Here is a 23307-nt window from a genome sequence, read left to right as displayed (position 1 = left end):
TATTATTGTTTTAAAAGTACACCATTGGCCAAAAACGCCAATTCCTGTTTAGGTTCTGTAATTGCGGCAATTTCTTCTTCAGATTTCCCTGCATCCTCAGCAAAATGTTTTTGATCTTCTACAGATACTTCTTTAAGAAAAGCCTTCCCTTCAACCACTACTTCTTTTCCTTCGATGTCTTTAGGCACAAAAAATCCATAATCTTTAAATTTCACACTTACATCTTCGTCGCCAGGAATTTCTAAATTCATCCAGCATCCCTTCATTTTACAAACCGAATTTACCGTAGACACGAAACTGGTAGAAATCGTATCGCCAGGCTTTAGGCTTTCGTAACGTTCAGCAATAGTTGCCGCATCTAAAGCACCTGCCGCAGTAATTTCTTCTCCGAAAGAGGCATAAGCTAAATCTTTATTAGCAGTTTCGGTTTCTTCAGTAATTACTGTTTCTTCTTCTTTTGTTTCTTCGGAATTTTTACAGCTTACCATTGCAGCGCAAAGTAAGGCAGCGTACATAATTTTTTTCATCTTTAATTTATATTGGTTGTTGCTTGAATATGCTCAAAAATACCAAAACTTTAGATTTTAAATTTACTTTTATTTCGGTAAATTTGAAGCTCTTAAATAACACAAAATGGAAAACATCGCGACGAAAGTAAAAATCACAAAAGCATCTTCTTCTAAATTATCTAGTGTAGATTTTAGCAATCTTACCTTTGGGAAAGTCTATACAGACCACATGATGGTTTGTGATTACAAGGATGGTTCCTGGCAAACTCCTGAAATTGTTCCTTACGGACCTTTAGAAATGTACCCATCTGCAAAAGTATTTCATTATGGGCAGGCAGTTTTCGAAGGAATGAAAGCTTATAAAGACGATGATGATAAAGTATGGCTTTTTAGACCAGAACAAAACTTTGAACGTATTAATAAGTCTAGCAAACGTCTTGCTATTCCTGAATTTCCTAAAGGTCACTTTTTTAATGGTCTAGAGGAATTACTAAAATTAGATAGTGAGTGGATCCAAAAAGGTTTTGGAAACTCTATGTATATTCGTCCTTTTGTAATTGCTACTGAAGCTGGTGTCTCTGCATCTCCTTCTACAGAATATAAATTTATGATCTTATGTTCTCCTGCGCAATCTTACTATAGCGGAGAAGTTAGAGTTAAAATATCTGAAGATTATAGTCGTGCTGCAGATGGTGGTGTGGGATATGCTAAAGCTGCCGGAAATTATGGGGCACAATTTTTCCCTACAGATATCGCTAAAAACGAAGGATATCAACAAATTATCTGGACAGATGCCAATACACACGAATACCTTGAGGAAGCGGGTACTATGAACGTTTTCTTTAGAATTGGAGACAAATTGGTTACTGCCCCAACAAGTGATAGAATTCTTGATGGTATTACCAGAAAAAGTATTATAGATCTTGCAGAAGACGCCAACATCGATGTTGAAATTAGAAGAATTACAGTTTCTGAAATTATCGAAGCTGTAAAGGCTGGTGAACTTAAAGAAATTTTTGGATCTGGTACAGCTACAGTTGTTACCCCAATTCTTGGATTTGGTTATAAAGGTGAGAAATACGAATTGCCAACAATCGAAGATTCATACTCAAAATCTTTTAAAGATCGATTATTAAAAATTCAATATAACCAGGCAGAAGATAAATTTGGCTGGAGACACGAGGTTAAATAAAAACCTCTTTATAATTATATAAAAATGCGCTGAAGATCAGCGCATTTTTTGTTTTATAAATCGTTCTTCTTTTAACAAAGGCTAAATATTTCTGTAGAAAAAAATTACATAAGTTTGTTTACCTCAGGCAAAATATCCAAAACAATAGCTAAAAGGTAAGAATCTTAAAATGTTTATTTCTTTTTAGAGGAGCTTCGGAAAAAAATAAGCATCCAAAACGTACAATATCGAGTAAAAGAAACTGAGTTGAGATACAGTATCATTATATTATTATTTTTCTGTTTTTCAGTATCTGCTCAAAACGACAGCTTACAGCGATTTCCTGTTAGAGATTCTTTACAAATGGAAAAGGATCGTGATTTCTACAAACAACTTCAGGAAAAAACAAAAAACAGCAAGTTCACAAGAATGCTGTACGATTTAATGTTCGATCCTGTAAACCCGGCAGACGCTAAAACTGCCACTAAAAAGATAGAAGATCAATTACAACGAGATTTCTCTAAATATCAGGGAAAAACTATCCGTAAAATTCACATCACTTCTTTAGATCCTTTTGGATATAGCGAAAAGGATACCACTGTAAAACCTACGCAAAAAATTCAGAAAATAGGAAATGTTTTACATGCCCGCACTAAAGAATTTACTGTTAAGGGCTTTTTACTGGTTAAAGAAAATTCTAAAATGGACTCCTTAGAAGTTTTAGAATCTGAGCGTGTACTTAGGGCACAAAATTATATAAGAAGAACTTTAATACGACCAACCGATGTTGAAGGTGATCCCAATGCTGTAGACTTATATGTTTATGTATTGGATAGTTGGAGTATTTCTGCAGATGGTAGTGTATCCAGCCGTAAAGGCGAATTAAGATTACGGGAATATAACAGTTTTGGGTTAGGGCATCGCACCACATTAGCTTACAAACAAGGCTATCAGGATGAAATAGGAACTGGTTACACGATTGGTTATCGCGCACAAAATTTATTCAATACCTATATTAATGCCGAATTCTTAAGAGATTTAGATGTTGCTGATACTTACGAGAATTTTGCAAGTATCGATAGAGAGTTTTATTCTCCATACGCTCGCTGGGCAGGCCAGATAAGTATTAGAGAAACACTTTATGACGAGCATATTTATCACGAAGACTTAGATACTTTACTTTATGAACCTTTAAAATACAGGGATTTTAATGTTTGGGGTGGTTATGCCATACCCATTGCCAATAAAAATTCTGAAAAAAAACTACCTACCAACCTTATTATTGCCGGTAGATATACGAAAAGAGATTATTTAGACCGCCCGGGTGAAAACATAGATTCTGTAGCATATTTTTCCAACACTAACGTTTTGTTGGGTTCTGTAGGGGTTAGAAATATTAATTATACCAGAGACCGCTATATTTTTAGAAATGGAGACATTGAAGATATTGCACTAGGACATAGCTACATTATAAACTCCGGAATTCAACGAAATTCTGGTAATCAAAATTATTTTTATCTGGGGATCGATTTAACGTATACAGATTATATTAAAAATTTTGGTTACCTGGCCACTAATCTTGGCTACGGAAGTTACTTTTTAAAAAATGAAGCAAGGCAATCACTTTTTAGATTAGAAAACACCTATTTTTCACCGATTTTTAGGCTTGGAAGTTGGTTTTTTAGACAATTTGTAAAATCTAATATCGTAGTTGGAATTAATAGGAAGGATTTTATTAGAGACCGAATAACCTTAAATGATGAAGATGGAATTTATGGCTTTGATACGCACGAAGTCTTTGGAACCAGGAAATTTGTATTCAATTTTCAAACACAATCTTATGTTCCATTTAGTTGGCTGGGTTTTAGGATGAGTCCGTTTATTAATTTTGATCTTGGATTTATTGGGGAAGCGCCAAAGCCATTTTTCAGCAATGATCTTTATACTAAATTTGGTTTCGGATTAATAATTAGTAACGATTACTTTGTTTTTGATAATATTAGATTATCCTTTGCTATCTTTCCTAATATGCCGGGAAGAGGTCGCAACGTATTAGATTTTAATGTAAATACAGATAACCAATTTACATTAGAAAATTATCGCTACGAGCCTCCGCATATCTTAGAATATCGATAAATTATTTATCTAAAATTTCTCTAATATTAGGTTTAAAGTAATTAGGGCCTTTTAATACTTTACCATCTTCTCTATAAATTGGCTTTCCATCGGCTCCCAATTTACTCATATTACTACGCTGAATTTCGTCGAAAACCTCTTCAATTTTATGCTGCATTCCATGTTCTATAATTGTTCCGCATAAAATATAAAGCATATCTCCCAAAGCATCAGCAACTTCCACAAGGTCATTATTTTGGGCTGCTTCAAGATATTCCTCGTTTTCTTCTTTCATTAATTCAAACCGCAGTTTATTTTTTGCATCCCCTAAACTTGCCAGTGGCTGCTCACTAACTCCTAATCCAAATGCATTATGAAATTGCGTAACCGCATCGATTCTTTTTTTCATTACTTTCTTCGCTTATTCGTTTAAATTTGCATAAAAATAGACAAAATGTTTAGCACAGGACAGTGGGTATTTGCAGGACTTTTTTTAGTGGCCTTTATCATCGTAATGATTTTTATGTATAGAAAGGATTTAAACCTACATCGCAAATATTATAAGAACAGTATTTATGTTTTAGTAGGTTTTATCGCCTTTATTCTTTTATTATTTGTAATTAAGGTATATTTAAAATAAAAGCTTTTTCTATTTTATTATCTTAGCGATAATAGTGATTACGTAAGCCCATGAAGATTTTTAAATATTTACTTTTTTTAATTCTTATTGTACTTATTGGTGGTTCTATTTATGTAGCAACCAAAGATGGTGATTATAAATTTGAAGAATCTAAAGTTTTTAATGCGCCTCAGGAAATCGTATTTAAAGAAGTTAATAATCTTCAAAATTGGGAATATTGGGATCCTTGGAACCAGGATTCAGATGACTTAATTATAAGCTACGGGGATACTTTACAAGGAGAAGGAGCTGTTTATTACTGGGAAAGCAGTGAAATTGGAGACACTAAAATCACTACTTTAGAAACACAACCTTTTTCCCAAGTCATACAAAAAATCACTCTTCCACACACCTTCACGAACGCAAGTAGTAAAATGTACTGGACGTTTGAAGCTTTAGAAAACAACCAGACAAAAGTGACCTGGGGTATGGAAGGAAAACAAAGTTTTAAAGAAAAACTTTCCTTTCTTTTATCTGAAGAATCACTTCAAGAAATTATGCGCCCTAAATTTGAAAAAGGACTTAGGAAGATGCAGGACGTTATCACTAATAAAATGAACGAATACAGTATTAGTGTAGATGGAGTTGTAAATCACGGTGGCGGTTATTTTATGTACACCACTACAGCAAGTAAAATTAGCCAGGTTACAGAAAAAATGCAGCCTATGATCACAGAGGTAGCTAATTTTATGGAAGCTCAAAATATTGAAAGAATAGGCAATCCTTTTGTGCTATATAATGATTGGGATCAATCTGGCGGAACTGCAATTTTCTCTGCAGGTTACTTTACACCAAGTGAAGTTATTACCCCTATGGATGCCAATGTTTTAAATGGAAATATGCCAAACCAAAAAGTGCTTAAAGCTGTTTTAAAAGGAAACTACAAAAATCTTGAAGAAGCCTGGAATAAAGCTTATGAATATATTGAAGAAAACGGACTTGAAGTTAATGAAACAACAAAACCTTTTGAAGTTTACTTAAATAAACCTGAAGAAACACCTAATCCTGCAAACTGGATAACCAATATCTACATTCCCGTAAATTAAAATTGAATCTTTAAAAGTAATATTTTAGTATTTCTTGGTGGAGGTTTAGGTAGTACTTGCCCTTACTTAATTAACAAAGCATTAAATAGTAAGGGAAGCATTTGCCTTGGTGCACATTTACCGCAATTACTCTAGGAAGTTTTATAGTAGCTTAACTTTGCTTAACCATAAAAAACAATACTATTAACAGTTCCACTAATCTTAAGTTGGCAACTGGTTTTTGTGAAGGATTCACTTCACCCACCACCTTTTCTTTTGAAAATCAAGTACTTTTGAAATCTGGCGATTACTACAATTTTGCCATTTATGCCTTCGGAAGTTTGGTTTTAGGAATTATCGCTGCGGCCATAGGGCTATATGTTTCTAAAATAGCCTAATTAGCATTTAAAAAGTTTCTACTGAAAAGTTCAAATTTCACTTTTTAATTATTTACCCCATAACAAGAAGGGGGTAATTTTCCTATATTCACATTTCTTTAGGCTTAACCCCTACTTTTTTAACTTTATTTAAGAATTTTTAATACTTTTAAATCACTAAACCTGAAATTCTTATGAAGAAAATTGAAGCTATTATCAGAAAGTCAAAATTTGACGAAGTAAAAAAAGCCTTGCACAGCTCTGAGGTTGTCTTTTTTACGTACTGGGATGTTACAGGTGTCGGGAACGAAAAACAAGGCCATGTTTATCGCGGGGTGTCTTACAGCACCACAGATATTCAAAGGCGTAAGTTGTCTATTATCGTTTCAGATGAATTCCTGGACAAAACTGTAAGTGCCCTCTTAGAATCTGCCTACACAGGTTCTGTTGGCGATGGTAAAATATTCGTTTCTACAATCGACGAAGCTTACCGTATACGTACTAAAGAAAAAGGGACAGACTCCCTAAAATAATTAACTAACATTGAAATAACGAAATTATTATGGAAACAGATGCTGTATTAGATTTAATGTGGATTGTAGTTTGTGGGATACTGGTGTTCTTTATGCAAGCAGGATTTACACTAGTTGAAGTCGGTTTTACACGGGCTAAAAACACCTCAAATATTATCATGAAAAACCTCATGGACCTTTCTGTAGGTTCTTTAGCTTTTTGGGCTATTGGGTATACTATTATGTATGGAGATTCTATTGGTAGTTTTATAGGAACACCAAGCTTATTTTATGATGTTCGTGACGACATGCATAACTTATTCTTCCAAACCGTATTTTGTGCAACTGCTGCAACTATTGTGTCTGGAGCGGTAGCTGAAAGAACAAAATTCTCTACCTATTTAATCTTCTCTTTATTAATGACAACTGTTATTTATCCAATCTCAGGTCACTGGGTATGGCAGGGAGATGGTTGGTTAACCAGCTTAGGATTTATCGATTTTGCAGGTTCTACTGTTGTTCACTCTGTTGGTGGATGGGCTGCATTAGTTGCTGCCGCATTAGTAGGTCCTCGTATTGGTAAATATACCGATGGAAAATCGAACGCTCTTCCTGGTCACAACATGCTTTATGGCGCACTTGGGGTATTTATCCTTTGGTTAGGATGGTTTGGATTTAACCCGGGATCTGAATTAGCAATATCTGGTGATAGTGCTAATAATGTTGCCGGTATTGTAATTACAACAAACCTTGCTGCGGCAGCGGGTGCTGTAGTTGCATTGTTCCTTACCTGGATTAGATACGGAAAAGCTGATATTTCAATGACCCTTAACGGTGCTTTGGCTGGTCTTGTTGGTATTACCGCAGGATGTGCTGCAGTAGATCCTATGGGTGCATTTATTATTGGTATTGTTTCTGGTATCGTAGTTGTCTTCTCTATTGAATTTGTAGATAAAGTACTTAAAATCGACGACCCTGTTGGAGCTATCTCTGTACACGGTGTTGTTGGTGCCGTTGGTACTTTACTTGTAGGAGTTTTTGCTACTGATGGCGGACTTCTATACGGAGGCGGATTTGGACAGCTGGGAGTACAGGCTATTGGTGTGGTTTCCATTGGCGGATGGGCAATGATCACAACATTTATCCTACTTTCTATTCTTAAAGCTGTGATGGGATTAAGAGTTACCGAAAAAGAAGAATTAGAAGGATTAGATATTCACGAACACGGTATCGATTCTTATCCTGAATTTGGAAGAGATAAATAATAGCTCTCCAAAATCAAAACATAACAAACACACACGTTTACTATTACAGTCTGAAAAATAAAAAAGGAGCACTTGGCGGAGTGCTCCTAATATTATGAATTTTTCTTACTGCTTACTATTAACTCATTTTTTGTCGAACAAATTAAATCATGTAAACATGTTAAAATTCACTTTTGCAAATATCCGACTTTTTCTAGTATTTTCTATAATAGCCTTATTAAATATAGACCTTCAGGCACAAGAAGAAAGTGAAAGTCCTTTTAGTATCTCAGGAACTGTAGATGCTTATTTCAGAACCAATTTTAATGGATTAAATAAAACGGAATACGATACAAACGGAGATCCAATTTATGATGCTGCGGCACCAAGAACTTCTTTTGCCAACGACCCGGGATTCGCCATAGGTATGGCCAATGTAATTATGGGATACGAAGGTGATAAAGTAGGTTTTGTGGCCGATCTTGTTTTTGGTCCTCGCGGCGAAGATGCCGTATTCTTATCAACTGGTTCTGCTGCGATTGTAAACCAATTGTACGTTTACTATAACCTTAGCGATAATGTAAGATTAACCTTTGGTAATTTTAATACTTTCCTTGGTTACGAGGTTATTTCTCCGGCTGCTAACTTTAACTACTCTACTTCTTATATGTTTTCCTATGGACCATTTTCTCATACAGGTTTAAAGGCAGATTTTACCATAGATGAAAACTGGAGTGCCATGTTAGCTGTTATGAACCCGACAGATTATACCGAATTTAATCCTATTGGTAAATATACCTTTGGTGGGCAATTAGGATATTCTAATGATGCTGGTAGTGCTTATCTGAATTTAATTTACGGAGAGCAGTCGCTATCTGATGATGCTTTATTTCAGGTTGATCTAACAACAGGATGGGATCTTAGCGATACCTTCTATTTAGGATTTAATGGTACATACCAAACTACAGATGGTACTGGATTTGCTGGCGCTGCTATATATCCTCAATTAAACACTTCAGATAGCTTTGCTATTGGATTAAGAGCTGAATACTTTAATGAGTTATCAGATGGTGGGCTAGTATATGGTGCAGACACCAATACCACTGCTTTCACTTTAACAGGTAGCTATACTTATGGAAACTTTATGCTTAAACCTGAATTAAGATTAGATAGCGTAGATGGTGAAGCGCCTTTTGTAGATTCAGATCTTATGATGCAGGATAATTTATCATCATTTTTAGTTGCAGCGATTTATTCATTCTAACAATCAAAAATCGACAACTAGCTAACCAATTTTTTAATTAAATGCATAATAAACCTATCTCCTTATATTCTCAAATTCTTATTATGCACCTGTCTAGTGCTTATTAGTATAAGCTTTTACTCCTGCTGTTATGGCCAAATTAAGGTTATTTTCAGCAGGAGGAACAGGACAGGAATATCCTCCGCTATAAGCACAATATGGATTATAGGCCTGATTAAAATCTAAAGTTATATTTTTTACATCTTCCTCAGGAATCCTTAAATCTATATATCTTCCTCCTCCATAAGTACTTTTTCCATTGGTAAGATCTGTAAAAGGTAAAAACAGATAATCGTAATATTCAGGATCATTTTTTAAAGACTGACTTTGGTAAACGGCCAATTTCATTTTTTTGCCTTTCAGCGTAAAATAAAGATCAGCATATTTCACATATATTGGCTGCCTGTCTGAAGATGTTTGCATTCTAAATGTAGTTTCGTAAGGTGTTCTTACAAATTCAGCATCTACGATAAAAGCGGTATCAATCTCGAAAAAATTATGTGCCGTAAAGGCCAGTCTTTCCTGTTCAGATAATGGAGATTCTTCCGGATCTTTATATTCTTCGTTTAGATGTTCCTGAAATTTCTTTGCATTCTCAAGTTGACTTTCCGCAGTATTTTGCCCAAAACTGAAATAAGAAAATACTAAAAATATAAAACTAAAAATGTATGTTTTCATAGGTGATTTTTAATCTGCCATTAATTTACCTTAGTAGCTTCCGCTTCCTCGGTTTCTCTTTCAGAATCAAAAATAATGTATTTTGCTTCACCTCCATATTCTTCAATTAGCAAATTAAATTCTGTACTCATCTGTAAATCCAGGATTCCTTCTATTTCGTACAGTTTATTAAAATCTTTATAACCTGTTTTTAAAAGATCTTCTAGGTAGAGCATAGCGGTTTCAGCATCTCCATCATGGCCAGCTAATTTTACAATGCTTAGGTATGCATCGGGATCGTTTTTATCTACAATTGTTTTTAAGATTGAAATAAAAATCTTTGAATCGATAGACGCTTTAGATGCAATGGTTGTTTTATAGTTTATACTCACTAGATCAATTAAGTAACCTTCAAGGCGATATGCACGATTTCTTTCTATTAAGTTTTTATTCTCTTTTCCTTCCTTTAGATTATCCAACTGCTCTGCCCACCAACCAATATTTTCAAAATTATTAGTAAAAATATCTACCTCTAAAAAGTGATCATAATCCTCTTTTTGAAAAGTCTCCTCTTCCTTTATATCAAACCACTTTCTCCTTTGTTGCTTAAATTCACGAGTTTTTCTAATCTCTTTTCTCAAATCTTTTAATTGGTCATCAAAACGCTCAAAATCGTCAAATTTCTCTTCTGCTTTTTTTACCTGAGTAAAGGCTGTGTAATACGAGCCTTGTCTTACCAAACTCTCTATAGCTTTAATTTCATTTTGATAAATAGTATTAACAACAGTATCATTTTTTTGTCTTTCACCATTATTCATAGCCTCTAAAGTAAATTTACCCACTGCATTGCTAATCGTAAAAGTATCTGGCCAGGACTCGGGCCCTCCCTCAAAATAATTGATTTCGGTAGGATAATCTTCTCCATTTAAAATGTCCAGAACATCAATCATTCCGAATCTTGAATAATCTCTAGTTCCCGATACTAGTGAAAGAATATAAGGCTTTTCTCTATTTTCAATGAATTTTCTGTTAATCCAAGCTTTATTTATTGCCAGAATTCCACTAACTCTTTCGTTAATAAGTGGAATTGCTGAAGCTATTTCGGCTCCTTTATTTATCCCGGCGATATACAGCAAATTGGGATCTACTTTTATGGTGCGAAAAAAACCATTCATAAATTTAACAGATTCCATAATATCCTGCTCTATAGAATCTCCAACTATTTTTTGATTACTTGCAGCGATCACATAATTTTGGTCTTCAGCAACCTGCCTAAACAATTGTACCGCTTCCCTAGCCTGCCCATTAGGATCTAAAATAAAAATTACAGGAGAAGGTCTCTCCATGTCGTAAGACTGCGGAAGATAAACCGCATAAGTAGCATCTGTAGAATCGCTAATTTTTATGTTATCGGTTACATTTCCTTTTTGCAATCTTATTTCTTGAGCAAAACCTACTGAAGAAAAAAGAAAAACAAAAAAACAGGATAGTGTTAGTTTATACATAGGTGTTATTGTTTTTTTATCCCTGAAGCATCCATTTTTTGAAAGCTATAGAGACTAAACCAGATTTAATCCAGATAATCCAGTAAATATACTTTGTTTTTAAATTGAAAGCATAAAAAAAGCTTTCACTTAAGTGAAAGCTTAAACCTTTTGCAAATGCAAATTTTATTCCTTTTTTACTCTTTGCAATTTTAATTTTCTATTTGGAAAGAAAATCTTTGCCATTAATGAAATTACAAAAAGATCGGCAGTAATCAAGCATAAAACACGTATCACTTCAATACCAGTAAATCTTAGTCCTGTAAAACCTACTAAACCGGTTGCTACTGCCAAAACTAAAAATAACACTGTATACTTCTTCATAATCTTTTTTTGTTTATTCAAAGATACGTCCAGAACACTGAATATTTTATTAAAAAAATTCCAATTTACCTAAATTTAACTAAGGGCACGCAATATTTTAATATCTGTTAATTTTCAACACTTTAGCCTATTCTTTTTCAGAAAAAATTTACACTTGGTAGAACCTTAGGACTGAAGTATATTTGGCAAACTAAATTATTAGCATTGCAAAAAGGACATTCTCACAACTATTTTGGATCGTATCGGGACTTTTGGTGGAATAAAGGCTTTCTAGACCTTACTGCTAAAAGACTGGAATTAAATCAATATTCAAACATGTTGGATGTAGGATGCGGGCAGGGGCACTGGACAAAGACCCTGGCTCCTTACCTGGCTGAAAACTCAAAAATAACAGCAATCGATAATGACGAAAGTTGGTTTGAAAGTAATGCTGAATTAGAAAGTCACTTCAAATTATCGAAAATCGACTTCAATTTAAAAAAAGGTGATGCAGAAAATATTCCTTTTGAAGATGAAAGTTTCGATTTTGTTACCTGCCAAACGGTTTTAATTCATCTTAAAAATCCGAAAAAAGCACTTAAAGAAATGACTAGAGTGCTTAAACCAAACGGACTTTTACTTTGTGTAGAACCTAACAATATCGTGCAAACACTTACCAAAAACTCGATTTCGCAAAACGATAGTATCGAGGAAACTCTAGATCATATAAAATATCGTTTAATTATCGAAAAAGGAAAAAAGAAACTTGGTGAGGGCGATAATTCTTTAGGGGATTTATTACCAGGCTGGTTTGCATCTGAGGATTTAAAAGACATAATGGTTCGACTTTCAGACAAAGCTATTGCGATGTATCCACCGTACGATAATAAAGAACAAATAGCTACTTTAAAGCAATGGATGCAGGGAAGCGCCTGGAAATCTGAAACCCGAAAAGATATCGACTACTTTAATGCTGCCGGAGAAGAATACATGCCTTTTTATTTCGAATATCAGGAAAAATATGATACCCGTTCAGATCATATTATGGGTGCCGTACAACGTGAGCAATATCACGCCGCAGGTGGTTCATTAATGTATCTGGTTAGCGGAATTAAGTAATTTTTCGATTCCGTACCGGGGCATGCTCGATAACATTCGATAAAATAATATGTGTCTTTGTTTCGCCATAAGTGATTAGCTTATCGATAAAAACCTCTAAATGTCCCTGATCCTGAAAAATTACTTCCATGATAATATTTTCGTTTCCGGTAATTCGATAACAGTTAATCACTTCTTTAAATTCGGTTACCTTTTCTAAGAAGGGTTTTAAACGTCCCATAAAGGCCCGTAAGGTGATAATCGCTTTTAGGTGATGACCTGTTTTTTGATAGGACACTTCGGTTTTATAGCCTTTTATAATCCCGGCATCTTCCATTTTCTTTACACGTTCTGCCACGGCAGGAGAAGTAAGACCTACTTTTCTTCCTATTTCAGAAAAAGAAAGTCGGGCGTTTTCCTGGAGTGATTCTAAGATTGCCCAGTTCAATTTATCTATATTCATATTTAAAGTAATTAGCGTAAATATATTTAAATATTAAACCAAAATTACATTTACACCTTAATTATTAAATGTAACCTGAGCGATTTCTAGGTAATTTTATAAAAGAAATTCCCAGTTTATGAAAGCTTATCAATTGCCAGTTTACAAGAAAGCCTTAGAAATCTTTAAGATTTCGAGTGCTGTTTCTTCTTATTTTTCTGACAATAGAAATGTTCTTGAAATGGAAATCTCCAGTATTCCTGCCCATAATTATGCTGGTAGACTGGTAACTGAATCGCTACAGCTTGCACCGGGAATAGCCGGAGTAGTCACTGCGCGATCTAAAGAAATTCAGCTTAAACGTATCGAAAAAATACGAAAAGCGGCAAGAAGAATTAAATCTAATTGCCGCAATATTGAAATAACCGGAATCAAAGAAACCGAGTTTTTAGATTTACTTCGCAGAGAAATTCATCACTTTGAACATTTAATTACAGATTGGTTGCACCACAACCAAAAGAATTAAAGCTGAAAATCTTCAGTAAAAAAAGCTAATTTTATTCCCTGGATTAACATATTTGTACCAATAATGGCGATGATTAATCCCATAATCTTTTCGATTACTACAATTTTGTTTTGCCCAATAAATCTTACAAGATAATCGCTAGAGATAAATGCAAGGTGATTCAACCACATTATTAAACCAAACATTACCAAAATTACCAGTAGCTGAATATAATCTGCATTGGTTGTATAGTTCATTGCGGTAACAATCGAACCTGGCCCGGCAAGGATTGGTATCGCTAATGGAGAAGTAGAAATACCTTCATTAAAGTTAATTTCACTCTGGTTATCAATGCTGGATTCCTGAGCTCTAATCATCTCAAAACCTACAAAGAAAATAAGGATCCCCCCGGTAATTTTAAAGGCAGGAATTGTTAATCCAAAAAGATCAAAAATATACTTACCCAAAATCACAAAGCCAGATACAATTACAAAAGCCGTAAATGTTGCTTTTTTTGATATATTTTTTCGGGTTTTACGATCAGCCTGTTTTGTTAAACTGATAAATACCGGAATATTACCAAACGGACTATTAATCGCAAAGAAACCGGTAAATACTGCTATTGCAAATAACCAAACACTTTCCATCACTGCCAGATTTCTATTTTAATTTTAACTGAAAATGCTATTTTAAAAAGCCGACAAATTTAGAGTGGAATCATCAATTTACAAACAAAAAAATCGCCTTTTTTTAAGAGCTAAAAATTGGCGATTTTCTGACTGATATTCAAGGAATTTGCATGCTATTTTTATCAAGCTGCCTTACTATAATTTTGTTTACATATTTCTTCGATATTGCCCACCAACTTCGAACATCGCATTGGTTATTTGGCCAAGACTACACACCTTTGTAGCTTCCATTAAAACTTCAAAAATATTTTCGTTTTGTACTGCTGCTTTTTTTATGGCTTCTAAAGCTTCTTCAGCTTTGGTTTCTTTCGCGGTATGCAGCGTTTCTAAAGTTTTGATCTGGTTCTGCTTTTCATCCTCTGTGGCTCTAATTACTTCACCAGGAGTGACTGTTGGCGATCCTGTAGAACTTAAGAACGTATTTACCCCGATAATTGGATAATCACCATTATGCTTCAGGGTTTCGTAATACAGACTTTCTTCCTGAATTTGTCCACGTTGATACATTGTTTCCATTGCACCAAGCACTCCGCCTCTTTCGGTAATTCTATCAAATTCGGCATAAACAGCTTCCTCGACCAGATCTGTTAACTCTTCAATAATAAATGATCCCTGAATTGGATTTTCATTTTTCGCTAAACCAAGCTCTTTATTGATAATAAGCTGAATCGCCATGGCCCGTCTTACAGAAGCTTCGGTCGGTGTTGTTATGGCTTCATCATAAGCATTGGTGTGTAATGAATTACAATTATCGTAGATCGCATATAATGCCTGAAGCGTCGTTCTTATATCATTAAAATCGATTTCCTGAGCATGCAACGAACGCCCAGAAGTCTGGATATGATACTTTAGCATTTGCGCTCTTGGATTCGCTTCGTACTTATTTTTTAAAGCTTTAGACCAAATCTTTCTCGCAACACGGCCAATCACTGCATATTCTGGATCTACACCATTACTGAAGAAAAACGATAAATTAGGTCCAAATTTATTGATATCCATTCCGCGGCTTAAGTAATATTCCACGTATGTGAAACCATTCGCTAAGGTAAATGCTAACTGCGTGATTGGATTCGCCCCGGCTTCAGCAATATGATATCCTGAAATTGAAACCGAATAAAAGTTCCTAACTTTCTCTTTGATAAAATATTCCTGAACATCACCCATTAAACGCAAGGCGTATTCCGTAGAGAAAATACAGGTATTTTGCGCTTGGTCTTCTTTTAAAATATCGGCTTGTACTGTTCCACGAACCGATGCCAGGGTATTGATCTTAATTTCCTGATAGGTTTCCTGCGGAAGAATCTGGTCTCCGGTTAAACCTAACAGCATTAAACCTAAACCATCGTTCCCTTCAGGAAGTTCTCCTTTATAGCTTGGTCGCTCGATATTATTATCGTCGTAAAGCTCTTTTAATTTTGCTTCAACTTTATCTTCTAAAGCATGCTCTTTAATATATTTCTCACATTGCTGATCGATCGCAGCATTCATAAAAAATCCAAGCAGCATAGGCGCTGGCCCATTAATCGTCATACTCACTGAAGTATACGGATGCGCCAAATCGAAACCAGAATACAACTTCTTAGCATCATCTAAACAGCAAATTGAAACTCCCGCATTACCAATTTTACCATAAATATCGGGACGATGATCTGGATCGTTCCCATAAAGGGTCACCGAATCGAATGCCGTAGATAAACGCTTGGCCGGCAAACCTAAACTTACATAATGAAATCTTCTATTGGTTCGCTCTGGCCCACCTTCACCTGCAAACATTCGGGTTGGATCTTCACCCTGTCTTTTAAACGGATACAATCCTGAAGTGTACGGAAATTCTCCCGGCACATTTTCCTGAAGACTCCATTTTAAAATATCACCCCAGGCCGAATATTTTGGCAGAGCAACTTTTGGGATCTGCGTATGTGAAAGTGATTCGGTATGCGTTTCGATCTTAATTTCTTTATCACGAACTTTAAACGAGTAAATAGGCTCGGTATATTTATTCACTTTCTCCTGCCAACCCAGTATAATTTCCCAGTTATAAGGATCTAGATCCATTTTCACACGATCGAATTCTTTAAAAAGCAATCCTAAAAATTCGTGATTTTCAGTTTGCTCATCGTCTAAAAATTCTTCCTGTACGAGTCCGTTTTTATCTAGATGCGCACTATATTTTTCTTCGGAAATATTCGCAACACTCAATATGGTTTTATAAATACCGAAGAGTTTTTGTGCAATATCGGCCTGCTTTATTGCTGTTTCATTATAAGAGCGATTATTATCTGCAATTTCAGAAAGATAACGAGTTCGTTTTGGCGGAATCACAAAGATCTTCTCGCTCATTTCTCGAGTCACTTCAAAAGTAGATTCTAATTTAGAAGCTGTTTTCTCATCGATCTTATCCATGATCTTGCGATACAAGGTATTCATACCGGGATCATTAAATTGGGAAGCAATCGTTCCAAAAACTGGAAGCTTTTCAGCATCCTCATGCCATAATTGGTGATTTCGCTGGTACTGCTTTTTCACATCGCGTAAAGCATCTTGTGCACCACGCTTATCGAATTTATTGATCGCAACAAGATCTGCAAAATCTAACATATCGATCTTCTCTAACTGAGTTGCCGCACCAAATTCTGGAGTCATTACATATAAAGACACATCTGAATGATCCATAATTTCGGTATCAGATTGACCAATTCCAGAAGTTTCTAAAACAATAAGATCGTATTCAGCTTTTTTCAAAACCTCAACAGCTTCCTGTACATATTTTGATAAAGCTAAATTGCTTTGTCGCGTAGCCAGTGAACGCATATATACTCGAGGATGATTTATCGCATTCATTCGAATACGATCACCAAGCAAAGCGCCACCGGTTTTCTTTTTAGAAGGATCTACAGAAACGATCCCAATTTGTTTATCTGGGAAATCACTTAAAAATCGTCGAACCAGTTCATCTACCAAACTCGATTTACCGGCACCACCTGTTCCTGTAATTCCTAAAACAGGAATATTCTTTTCCGTTTCTGGAACGGCATCAAAATGGGTTTTAAATTCATCATGCTTATTTTCAGCAAGAGAAATTAAACGAGAAACCGTATTTATTTTCTTCAATTTTAGGTCTTCTTCAACATTGGTATTTTCTGGCAACGAAGGCACTTCCTCATCTACCGTTTTTACCAGATCATTGATCATTCCCTGCAATCCTAACTCTCTTCCATCATCGGGCGCGTAAATTCGGGTAATCCCGTATTCCTGCAGTTCTTTAATTTCTTCAGGAAGAATTACTCCGCCTCCACCGCCAAAAATCTTAATTTGCCCGGCATTTTTTTCCTGAAGCAAATCGTGCATATATTTAAAATACTCGGTATGCCCGCCCTGATAACTGGTCATTGCAATAGCGTGAGCATCTTCCTGTATCGCGCAGTTCACTACCTCTTCTACACTACGATCGTGACCAAGATGAATCACCTCTACCCCGGTCGCCTGGATAATACGACGCATTATATTTATGGCAGCATCGTGCCCATCAAAAAGGGAAGCTGCGGTTACAATTCTTATTTTATGTTTAGGTAAATACGGAGTCTGTTGTTCCATTTTCAATAAAGAGTGAAATTATGAGTGGCAATTTACGAAAATTGTAAATAATTTTTGATTATTCTGAAAAAAGCATAAATCTGAATTCTCATTGGTTCAGTTAAAGTGATTAAACTAATTTTATTCTTTATCAGGCTTTGATTTTTGAAGCTTTAATACTGAAAAACATGGCGAAGGTTACTTTACTGATCAATTGTAAAGATAAAAGCGGAATTATAGCAACGGTTACTAATTTTTTCCACGAGAGAAATGGAAATATCGTTTATATCGACCAGTATGTGGATACTGAAAATGGTATTTTCTTTATGCGTTTAGAAAATGAATTTTCTTCGGAATTTGATATTGTAAAAGTTAGAGCAGATTTTGAAAAAGAGATCGCTAAAACCTACAATATGAACTGGAAACTTTTTTCTGAAGAACGTGTCTTAAAAATGGCCGTTTTCGTCTCTAAGTACGATCACTGTTTATATGATATTTTGGGAAGATATAAAGCTGGGGAATTAGGCGTTGAAATTCCGTTTATTCTTAGCAATCATAAAGACCTTGAACCTATTGCTAAAGCTTTTGAGATTCCGTTTTATCATGTTCCCGTTACCAAAGACACTAAAGTTGAAGCCGAAGTAAAGCAATTAGAGCTTTTGCAAGAATTTGAAGTTGATTTTATTGTATTAGCGCGCTATATGCAAATCATTTCAGATAAAATGATAAGCGAATATCCTAACAATATTATTAATATTCATCATTCATTTTTACCGGCGTTTGCCGGGGCAAAACCCTATCATTCGGCTTATAAACGCGGAGTAAAAATTATTGGCGCTACCTGCCATTATGTTACCGCCGAACTTGATGCCGGCCCAATTATAGAACAGGATATTACAAGAATTTCTCATTCGCACTCTATCAAAGATCTAATTCTAAAAGGCCGAGATCTGGAAAAGATCGTCTTTAGCCGCGGAATAAAACTTCATATTCAAAGAAAAACGATGGTCTTTAATAACAAGACGATCATCTTTACATAAAAAAAGCGCCCACTCTGGGCGCTTTTTATTTTTATTCTGAATCCTCGATTGAGTGATTCAATCATATTTTCAAGATTCGATAATTATCGAGCGAATTCTTCCGTATTAATTTCAACCCCTAATCCGCTTGCGATTCTTGCTCCAAGTTCAGGATCTGCTCTAAACCAGTGGCAAAGCTGGCGCATGATTATTTCATCTTTTTTCTCTCCCTCGATCTGGCTCATCGATCCTACGGTATTAGAAACCAGATTCGATTTTGCTTCTTCGTTCATTACTCGGTATAAATTACCCGGTTGAGTATAATGATCATCGTCCCCAGCTTCAGAAGCGTTACGATCAAACCAATCAGCTTCAGCATCTGTAACTCTTGGTGCTTTCAACTTATATTTTTCATCTACAGAAATATCGTCGAAGCTATTTGGGTAGTAGTTTTCACTTCTACCGCCATTTCCATCAACTCTCATAAATCCGTCACGCTGATAATTATTTACCATGTAAGGACAGCGGTTTACCGGAATTTGCTCGTAGTTTGCTCCCAAACGATAACGGTGTGCATCTGGATACGATAATAAACGTCCCTGCAGCATTTTATCTGGAGAATATCCTACACCATCTACAATGTGCGCCGGTGCAAAGGCAGATTGCTCGATTTGAGCAAAATAATTATCGGCATTTTTATTCAATTCCATTTTCCCTACTTCGATCAAAGGATAATCGTCATGAGGCCATACTTTGGTAAGGTCGAAAGGATTCCATTTATAATTTTTAGCTTCCTCCTCTGGCATTACCTGGATTTTTAATGTCCAGCTTGGGAATTCCCCATTTTCAATATGTTCTAATAAATCTTGCTGAGCAAAATCTGGATTTTCACCTGCCATCTTAACTGATTCTTCATCGGTGAAATTCTTAATTCCCTGATCGGTTTTAAAATGAAATTTTACATAAAAACGCTCGTCTTTATCATTGATCAAAGAAAAAGTGTGCGATCCATAACCATTCATATGGCGAAAACCATAAGGCGTACCACGATCACTCATTAAGATAAGCACCTGGTGTAAAGACTCCGGATTTAACGACCAGTAATCCCAACGCATAGTTTGCGATTTCATATTCGTAAACGGGTGGCGTTTTTGAGTATGAATAAAATCACCAAACTTCTTAGGATCTTTTATAAAGAATACCGGCGTATTATTTCCTACCAGATCCCAGTTTCCATCTTCAGTATAAAATTTAAGCGCAAAACCACGTGGATCACGATCTGAATCGGCTGAACCTTTTTCTCCACCTACCGTAGAGAATCTCGCCAGCATATCGGTTTTTTTACCAACTTCAGAAAATATTTTTGCTCTTGTATATTTAGTAATATCATTTGTCACAGTAAAGGTTCCAAAGGCACCAGAACCTTTAGCATGTACCACACGCTCTGGAATTCTTTCTCTATTAAAATGAGCCATTGTTTCATGAAGCACATAATCTTCAAGTAATAATGGTCCTCTTCTACCAACGCTTAACGAATCTTCCTTTTCTACAAAAGGTCTTCCGGAAGCAGTGGTTAATTTTTTCTCGTTAGACATAATTCTAGTTTTAGTTTCAATTTTTTTAAAGGTAAATAGGATACCTCAATAATAAAAATCGATAATTTTAATTTATTCATAAATTTTTATAATACTAGAAATACTATACTTATCTTATATTTGAAAAAAAGCTCCATGAAAAAATTACTTTGCCTATTTGTTATTTTATCCCTTAGCTCTTGTGCTGAATTGCAGGATATTGCCAGCCAGTTACCTCAAGGTGGTTACGGTATAACCAATACTGAAATTGCCACTGGATTACGCCAGGCTTTAGATTTTGGAATCGATAAACAGGTTACAAAACTCACTCAGGAGGATGGTTTTTTTAAGAATGAATTAGTAAAAATTACGTTACCATCAGAATTACAGAAGGTAGATAAGACTTTACGGGATATTGGATTGGGCAATTTAGCCGACCAGGGATTGCGAGTATTAAACCGTGCTGCAGAAGATGCCGTTAAAGAAGCAACACCAATTTTTGTTAATGCTGTTAGAGAAATTACTTTTAATGACGCTCGAACAATTTTACTGGGACAAGATGATGCCGCGACACAATATTTGGTTGGAAAAACCAAATCTCAGCTTTATGATAAATTTAGTCCCGTAATTACAAACTCTTTAGATAAAGTTGGCGCCAACCAGATTTGGAGTAATATCATCGAACGTTATAATAGCATTCCGCTAACTAATAATGTAAATCCAGATCTTTCAGATTATGTAACTTCTGAAGCTTTAGATGGCGTTTATACGATGATTGCTGTGGAAGAAAAAGAAATAAGAAATGATATTTCTGCAAGAACAACCACCTTGCTAAAACGAGTTTTTTCGCTTCAGGATTAAAAAGTCAAAAATATTTTAACAAAATATCAAGTTTATCTTTAAACTTTAAATTAACCTTAACTGCTGCTTAGTAATTCTTAAAAACACTCGATTGTATCTTTGTATTATTAGATGAAGAAAGATTGGAGTATGTTTAAGATTTTCAGAAAAAAAAGTAAGGAAGAGTGTATGTGCGAGAAGTATACCTATCTAATGCACAAGGCTTATAAGCTGGCACTTGTAGACAAAGAACGTAGTGACAGGATTAATGAAAAAGCGAAAAAAATCTTGCGTGAGCTACGACGTATGCATTATCCCGAAGTAGAAAATTGGGCTACAGAATAACGAATTTTAATGCAGTGTTTTAAAGTAACTAACCGCTTTTTCTAATCTTGAACCGTACCAACTAAAATATTCCCCATCCACAAGAATTGCATTAAGACCTAATTTCTTAATTTCTTCAATATGTTCTTGTTTAAACGGATAGGGCTCACTAGATAGCAAAATCACATCTGGTGAATATTCAATCAATTGTTCCCTATTAATTGCCGGATATCTATTTCCGGCAATTTTATTTTCAAACTTATTTAGTTTAAGAAGCTCGTTGATAAAGGTATCATTTCCCGCAGCCATATAAGGATCTTTCCAGATAAGATACAAACAGCTTTTCCATTTTTTATGCTGAATTTCTTCGGAAAAAGCCGCTAATTTCTTATTTATTCTATCGACTAATTTTAAAGCCTTCTTCTGAACCATAAAAAGTTCACCATAATCTTTTATAAGCTGAAGCGAATCTGAAATATTCGAAACCTCTGAAACATGCACCGGGGCGATTTTATCTAATTCGGCTACAATTTCTTTAGTGTTCTCTTCCTTATTGCACAAAATAATATCTGGTGCTAAAGCTTCAATTTTATCTAAATGAACAGTTTTTGTCCCGCCAACAACGTTTTTCTCTTTTCGAAGATGCTCTGGATGCACACAAAATTTTGTGATACCTACAATACTATTTTTTAATCCAAGATCGACTAAAAGCTCCGTCTGGCTTGGAACTAAAGAAACGATGCGCTTTGGAGTATCGCTAAGAAATAATTTTCGGCCTAAATGATCGAAAATCGTCATAAACATTATTCGAATTGATGATTATCCGTTATTTGTAATCAATGAGATTTTTGTCATTCCGGACTTGATCCGGAATCTAATAAAATTCAAGAAAAAATTTTGAATATGAGACCCTGAATCAAGTTCAGGGTGACAGTACTCTTATAATTCATTCGAATGCTCAAATTTAAATTTCTCTAATTCTTCAGCCATTTGCTGCTGTAGGATTTCAGCTTTTGCAGCGGCAACTTCAGCAAAATTATTATTGGTAGAAGCATAAATAATTTTACGACTGCTATTTACCAAAAGACCAACATCTTTGGTCATTCCGTATTTACAAACATCTTCTAATTTACCGCCTTGTGCTCCAACACCGGGCACAAGCAGGAAACTTTCTGGAACGATCTTACGTACTTCAGCAAGATATTCAGCTTTAGTTGCACCAACCACATACATTAGGTTTTCTGAATTCTCCCAGCTTTTAGAAGTTTCCAAAACCTTTTTGTAGATCTCAGTCTCATCAGATTTTAAAGTCTGAAAATCGAAAGCACCTTCGTTAGAAGTTAAAGCCAGTAAAATGGTATGTTTATCTTCAAATTCTAAAAACGGCTCAACAGAATCTTTCCCCATATAAGGCGCTACGGTAACCGAATCGAAGCCCATATCTTTTAGAAAGGTCTTTGCATACATTTTAGAGGTATTACCAATATCACCACGTTTGGCATCTGCGATAGTGTAAATTTCTGGATAGTTATCGTGAAGATAATCGATGGTTTTTTGTAAAGCTTCCCAGCCTTTTAAACCACAGGCTTCATAAAAAGCCGTATTAGGTTTATAGGCCACGCAAAATTGATGCGTGGCGTCTATAATTGCTTTATTAAAACTAAATATTGGATCTTCCTCAGAAAGTAGATAAGTTGGAATTTTTTTGAGGTCTACATCTAAACCTATGCATAAAAACGATTGCTTTTTTCTAATCTGCTCTACTAACTCCTGGGTGGTCATATTTAGTTTTTAGATGGCGTTT

24 protein-coding genes are annotated in these 23307 nt (G+C 35.2%); 13 read left to right on the top strand and 11 right to left on the bottom strand.

Annotation, left to right across the window (positions count from 1 at the left end; all coding sequences use genetic code 11):
• Positions 1 to 2 precede the first annotated feature (2 nt).
• Positions 3 to 527 (bottom strand): DUF4920 domain-containing protein, encoded by a 525-nt coding sequence (locus IIF7_RS15640; RefSeq protein WP_084842642.1) that lies wholly within the window; start codon positions 525 to 527, stop codon positions 3 to 5.
• Positions 528 to 633: 106 nt separating this feature from the next.
• Here IIF7_RS15640 and IIF7_RS15635 point away from each other — a divergent pair, with 106 nt between their 5' ends.
• Together IIF7_RS15635 and IIF7_RS15630 are read left to right on the top strand one after the other, a co-directional pair.
• Positions 634 to 1701, top strand: coding sequence for a branched-chain amino acid aminotransferase (locus IIF7_RS15635; RefSeq protein WP_084842641.1), 1068 nt, complete (start codon positions 634 to 636; stop codon positions 1699 to 1701).
• Positions 1702 to 1947: 246 nt separating this feature from the next.
• Positions 1948 to 3816: a BamA/TamA family outer membrane protein gene (locus IIF7_RS15630; RefSeq protein WP_139801345.1), complete on the top strand. Its 1869-nt coding sequence runs from the start codon at positions 1948 to 1950 to the stop codon at positions 3814 to 3816.
• Position 3817: 1 nt separating this feature from the next.
• Here the strand turns inward: IIF7_RS15630 and IIF7_RS15625 are convergent, their stop codons facing one another.
• Positions 3818 to 4204: a pyrophosphohydrolase domain-containing protein gene (locus IIF7_RS15625; protein ID WP_084842639.1), complete on the bottom strand. Its 387-nt coding sequence runs from the start codon at positions 4202 to 4204 to the stop codon at positions 3818 to 3820.
• A gap of 45 nt (positions 4205 to 4249) precedes the next feature.
• Between IIF7_RS15625 and IIF7_RS15620 the strand changes: the two genes are divergently transcribed.
• From IIF7_RS15620 to IIF7_RS15595, 6 genes are all read left to right on the top strand, one after another.
• A complete protein-coding gene (locus tag IIF7_RS15620) occupies positions 4250 to 4435 on the top strand; it encodes a hypothetical protein (RefSeq protein WP_084842638.1) in 186 nt (61 codons plus the stop codon).
• A 50-nt stretch (positions 4436 to 4485) separates the two neighbouring features.
• Positions 4486 to 5520, top strand: coding sequence for an SRPBCC family protein (locus tag IIF7_RS15615; RefSeq protein WP_084842637.1), 1035 nt, complete (start codon positions 4486 to 4488; stop codon positions 5518 to 5520).
• Positions 5521 to 5726: 206 nt separating this feature from the next.
• The gene (locus tag IIF7_RS21235) at positions 5727 to 5897 is read left to right on the top strand and encodes a fluoride efflux transporter FluC (protein ID WP_386274540.1); all 171 of its coding nucleotides are present in this window, start codon (positions 5727 to 5729) and stop codon (positions 5895 to 5897) included.
• A 173-nt stretch (positions 5898 to 6070) separates the two neighbouring features.
• Positions 6071 to 6409, top strand: coding sequence for a P-II family nitrogen regulator (locus IIF7_RS15605; RefSeq protein ID WP_084842636.1), 339 nt, complete (start codon positions 6071 to 6073; stop codon positions 6407 to 6409).
• A 29-nt stretch (positions 6410 to 6438) separates the two neighbouring features.
• Positions 6439 to 7653, top strand: a complete 1215-nt coding sequence (locus IIF7_RS15600; RefSeq protein ID WP_084842635.1) for an ammonium transporter — start codon at positions 6439 to 6441, stop codon at positions 7651 to 7653.
• Between the two features lie 157 nt (positions 7654 to 7810).
• Positions 7811 to 8896, top strand: a complete 1086-nt coding sequence (locus IIF7_RS15595; protein ID WP_084842634.1) for a porin — start codon at positions 7811 to 7813, stop codon at positions 8894 to 8896.
• 93 nt (positions 8897 to 8989) lie between these two features.
• Here IIF7_RS15595 and IIF7_RS15590 read toward each other — a convergent pair whose 3' ends face one another.
• The 3 genes from IIF7_RS15590 to IIF7_RS15580 form a co-directional block, all read right to left on the bottom strand.
• On the bottom strand, positions 8990 to 9613 hold the full coding sequence (locus tag IIF7_RS15590) for a DUF1684 domain-containing protein (protein ID WP_084842633.1): 624 nt from the start codon (positions 9611 to 9613) through the stop codon (positions 8990 to 8992).
• A gap of 20 nt (positions 9614 to 9633) precedes the next feature.
• The gene (locus IIF7_RS15585; RefSeq protein ID WP_084842632.1) at positions 9634 to 11097 is read right to left on the bottom strand and encodes a hypothetical protein; all 1464 of its coding nucleotides are present in this window, start codon (positions 11095 to 11097) and stop codon (positions 9634 to 9636) included.
• Positions 11098 to 11262: 165 nt separating this feature from the next.
• Positions 11263 to 11460 carry a DUF1328 domain-containing protein gene (locus IIF7_RS15580; protein ID WP_084842631.1) on the bottom strand — a complete coding sequence of 66 codons (198 nt, stop codon included), beginning with the start codon at positions 11458 to 11460 and terminating at the stop codon, positions 11263 to 11265.
• A 204-nt stretch (positions 11461 to 11664) separates the two neighbouring features.
• Here IIF7_RS15580 and IIF7_RS15575 point away from each other — a divergent pair, with 204 nt between their 5' ends.
• A complete protein-coding gene (locus IIF7_RS15575; RefSeq protein ID WP_084842630.1) occupies positions 11665 to 12558 on the top strand; it encodes a class I SAM-dependent methyltransferase in 894 nt (297 codons plus the stop codon).
• Here the strand turns inward: IIF7_RS15575 and IIF7_RS15570 are convergent.
• Positions 12551 to 13000 (bottom strand): Lrp/AsnC family transcriptional regulator, encoded by a 450-nt coding sequence (locus IIF7_RS15570; protein ID WP_084842629.1) that lies wholly within the window; start codon positions 12998 to 13000, stop codon positions 12551 to 12553. The two genes, IIF7_RS15575 and IIF7_RS15570, sit on opposite strands and share 8 nt — an antisense overlap.
• A 118-nt stretch (positions 13001 to 13118) precedes the next feature.
• On the opposite strand from IIF7_RS15570, the gene IIF7_RS15565 reads away from it, so the two are divergent.
• Complete coding sequence (locus IIF7_RS15565) at positions 13119 to 13505, top strand: hypothetical protein (protein ID WP_084842628.1); 387 nt, start codon at positions 13119 to 13121, stop codon at positions 13503 to 13505.
• Here IIF7_RS15565 and IIF7_RS15560 read toward each other — a convergent pair.
• Positions 13502 to 14131: a MarC family protein gene (locus tag IIF7_RS15560; RefSeq protein WP_084842627.1), complete on the bottom strand. Its 630-nt coding sequence runs from the start codon at positions 14129 to 14131 to the stop codon at positions 13502 to 13504. The genes IIF7_RS15565 and IIF7_RS15560 overlap by 4 nt on opposite strands.
• Before the next feature lie 189 nt (positions 14132 to 14320).
• Positions 14321 to 17767, bottom strand: a complete 3447-nt coding sequence (locus tag IIF7_RS15555; protein WP_084842626.1) for a methylmalonyl-CoA mutase family protein — start codon at positions 17765 to 17767, stop codon at positions 14321 to 14323.
• A 167-nt stretch (positions 17768 to 17934) separates the two neighbouring features.
• Between IIF7_RS15555 and purU the strand changes: the two genes are divergently transcribed.
• On the top strand, positions 17935 to 18786 hold the full coding sequence (gene purU / locus IIF7_RS15550; RefSeq protein WP_084842625.1) for a formyltetrahydrofolate deformylase: 852 nt from the start codon (positions 17935 to 17937) through the stop codon (positions 18784 to 18786).
• Between the two features lie 83 nt (positions 18787 to 18869).
• Here purU and IIF7_RS15545 read toward each other — a convergent pair whose 3' ends face one another.
• Positions 18870 to 20360, bottom strand: coding sequence for a catalase (locus tag IIF7_RS15545; protein WP_084842624.1), 1491 nt, complete (start codon positions 20358 to 20360; stop codon positions 18870 to 18872).
• 135 nt (positions 20361 to 20495) lie between these two features.
• Here IIF7_RS15545 and IIF7_RS15540 point away from each other — a divergent pair, with 135 nt between their 5' ends.
• Positions 20496 to 21200: a DUF4197 domain-containing protein gene (locus tag IIF7_RS15540; protein WP_084842623.1), complete on the top strand. Its 705-nt coding sequence runs from the start codon at positions 20496 to 20498 to the stop codon at positions 21198 to 21200.
• A 111-nt stretch (positions 21201 to 21311) separates the two neighbouring features.
• A complete protein-coding gene (locus tag IIF7_RS15535) occupies positions 21312 to 21524 on the top strand; it encodes a Lacal_2735 family protein (protein WP_245801658.1) in 213 nt (70 codons plus the stop codon).
• Positions 21525 to 21530: 6 nt separating this feature from the next.
• Here IIF7_RS15535 and IIF7_RS15530 read toward each other — a convergent pair whose 3' ends face one another.
• Both IIF7_RS15530 and pyrF read right to left on the bottom strand, forming a co-directional pair.
• Positions 21531 to 22301, bottom strand: a complete 771-nt coding sequence (locus tag IIF7_RS15530) for an ABC transporter substrate-binding protein (RefSeq protein WP_084842622.1) — start codon at positions 22299 to 22301, stop codon at positions 21531 to 21533.
• Positions 22302 to 22442: 141 nt separating this feature from the next.
• Positions 22443 to 23285 (bottom strand): orotidine-5'-phosphate decarboxylase, encoded by an 843-nt coding sequence (gene pyrF, locus IIF7_RS15525; RefSeq protein ID WP_084842621.1) that lies wholly within the window; start codon positions 23283 to 23285, stop codon positions 22443 to 22445.
• Positions 23286 to 23307 lie beyond the last annotated feature (22 nt).

The organism is Zunongwangia atlantica 22II14-10F7, from assembly GCF_002094855.1.
Taxonomy (GTDB): domain Bacteria; phylum Bacteroidota; class Bacteroidia; order Flavobacteriales; family Flavobacteriaceae; genus Zunongwangia; species Zunongwangia atlantica.
Note: the sequence above shows the minus strand (reverse complement) of the source record. Positions and strands in the feature narration are given on the sequence as shown.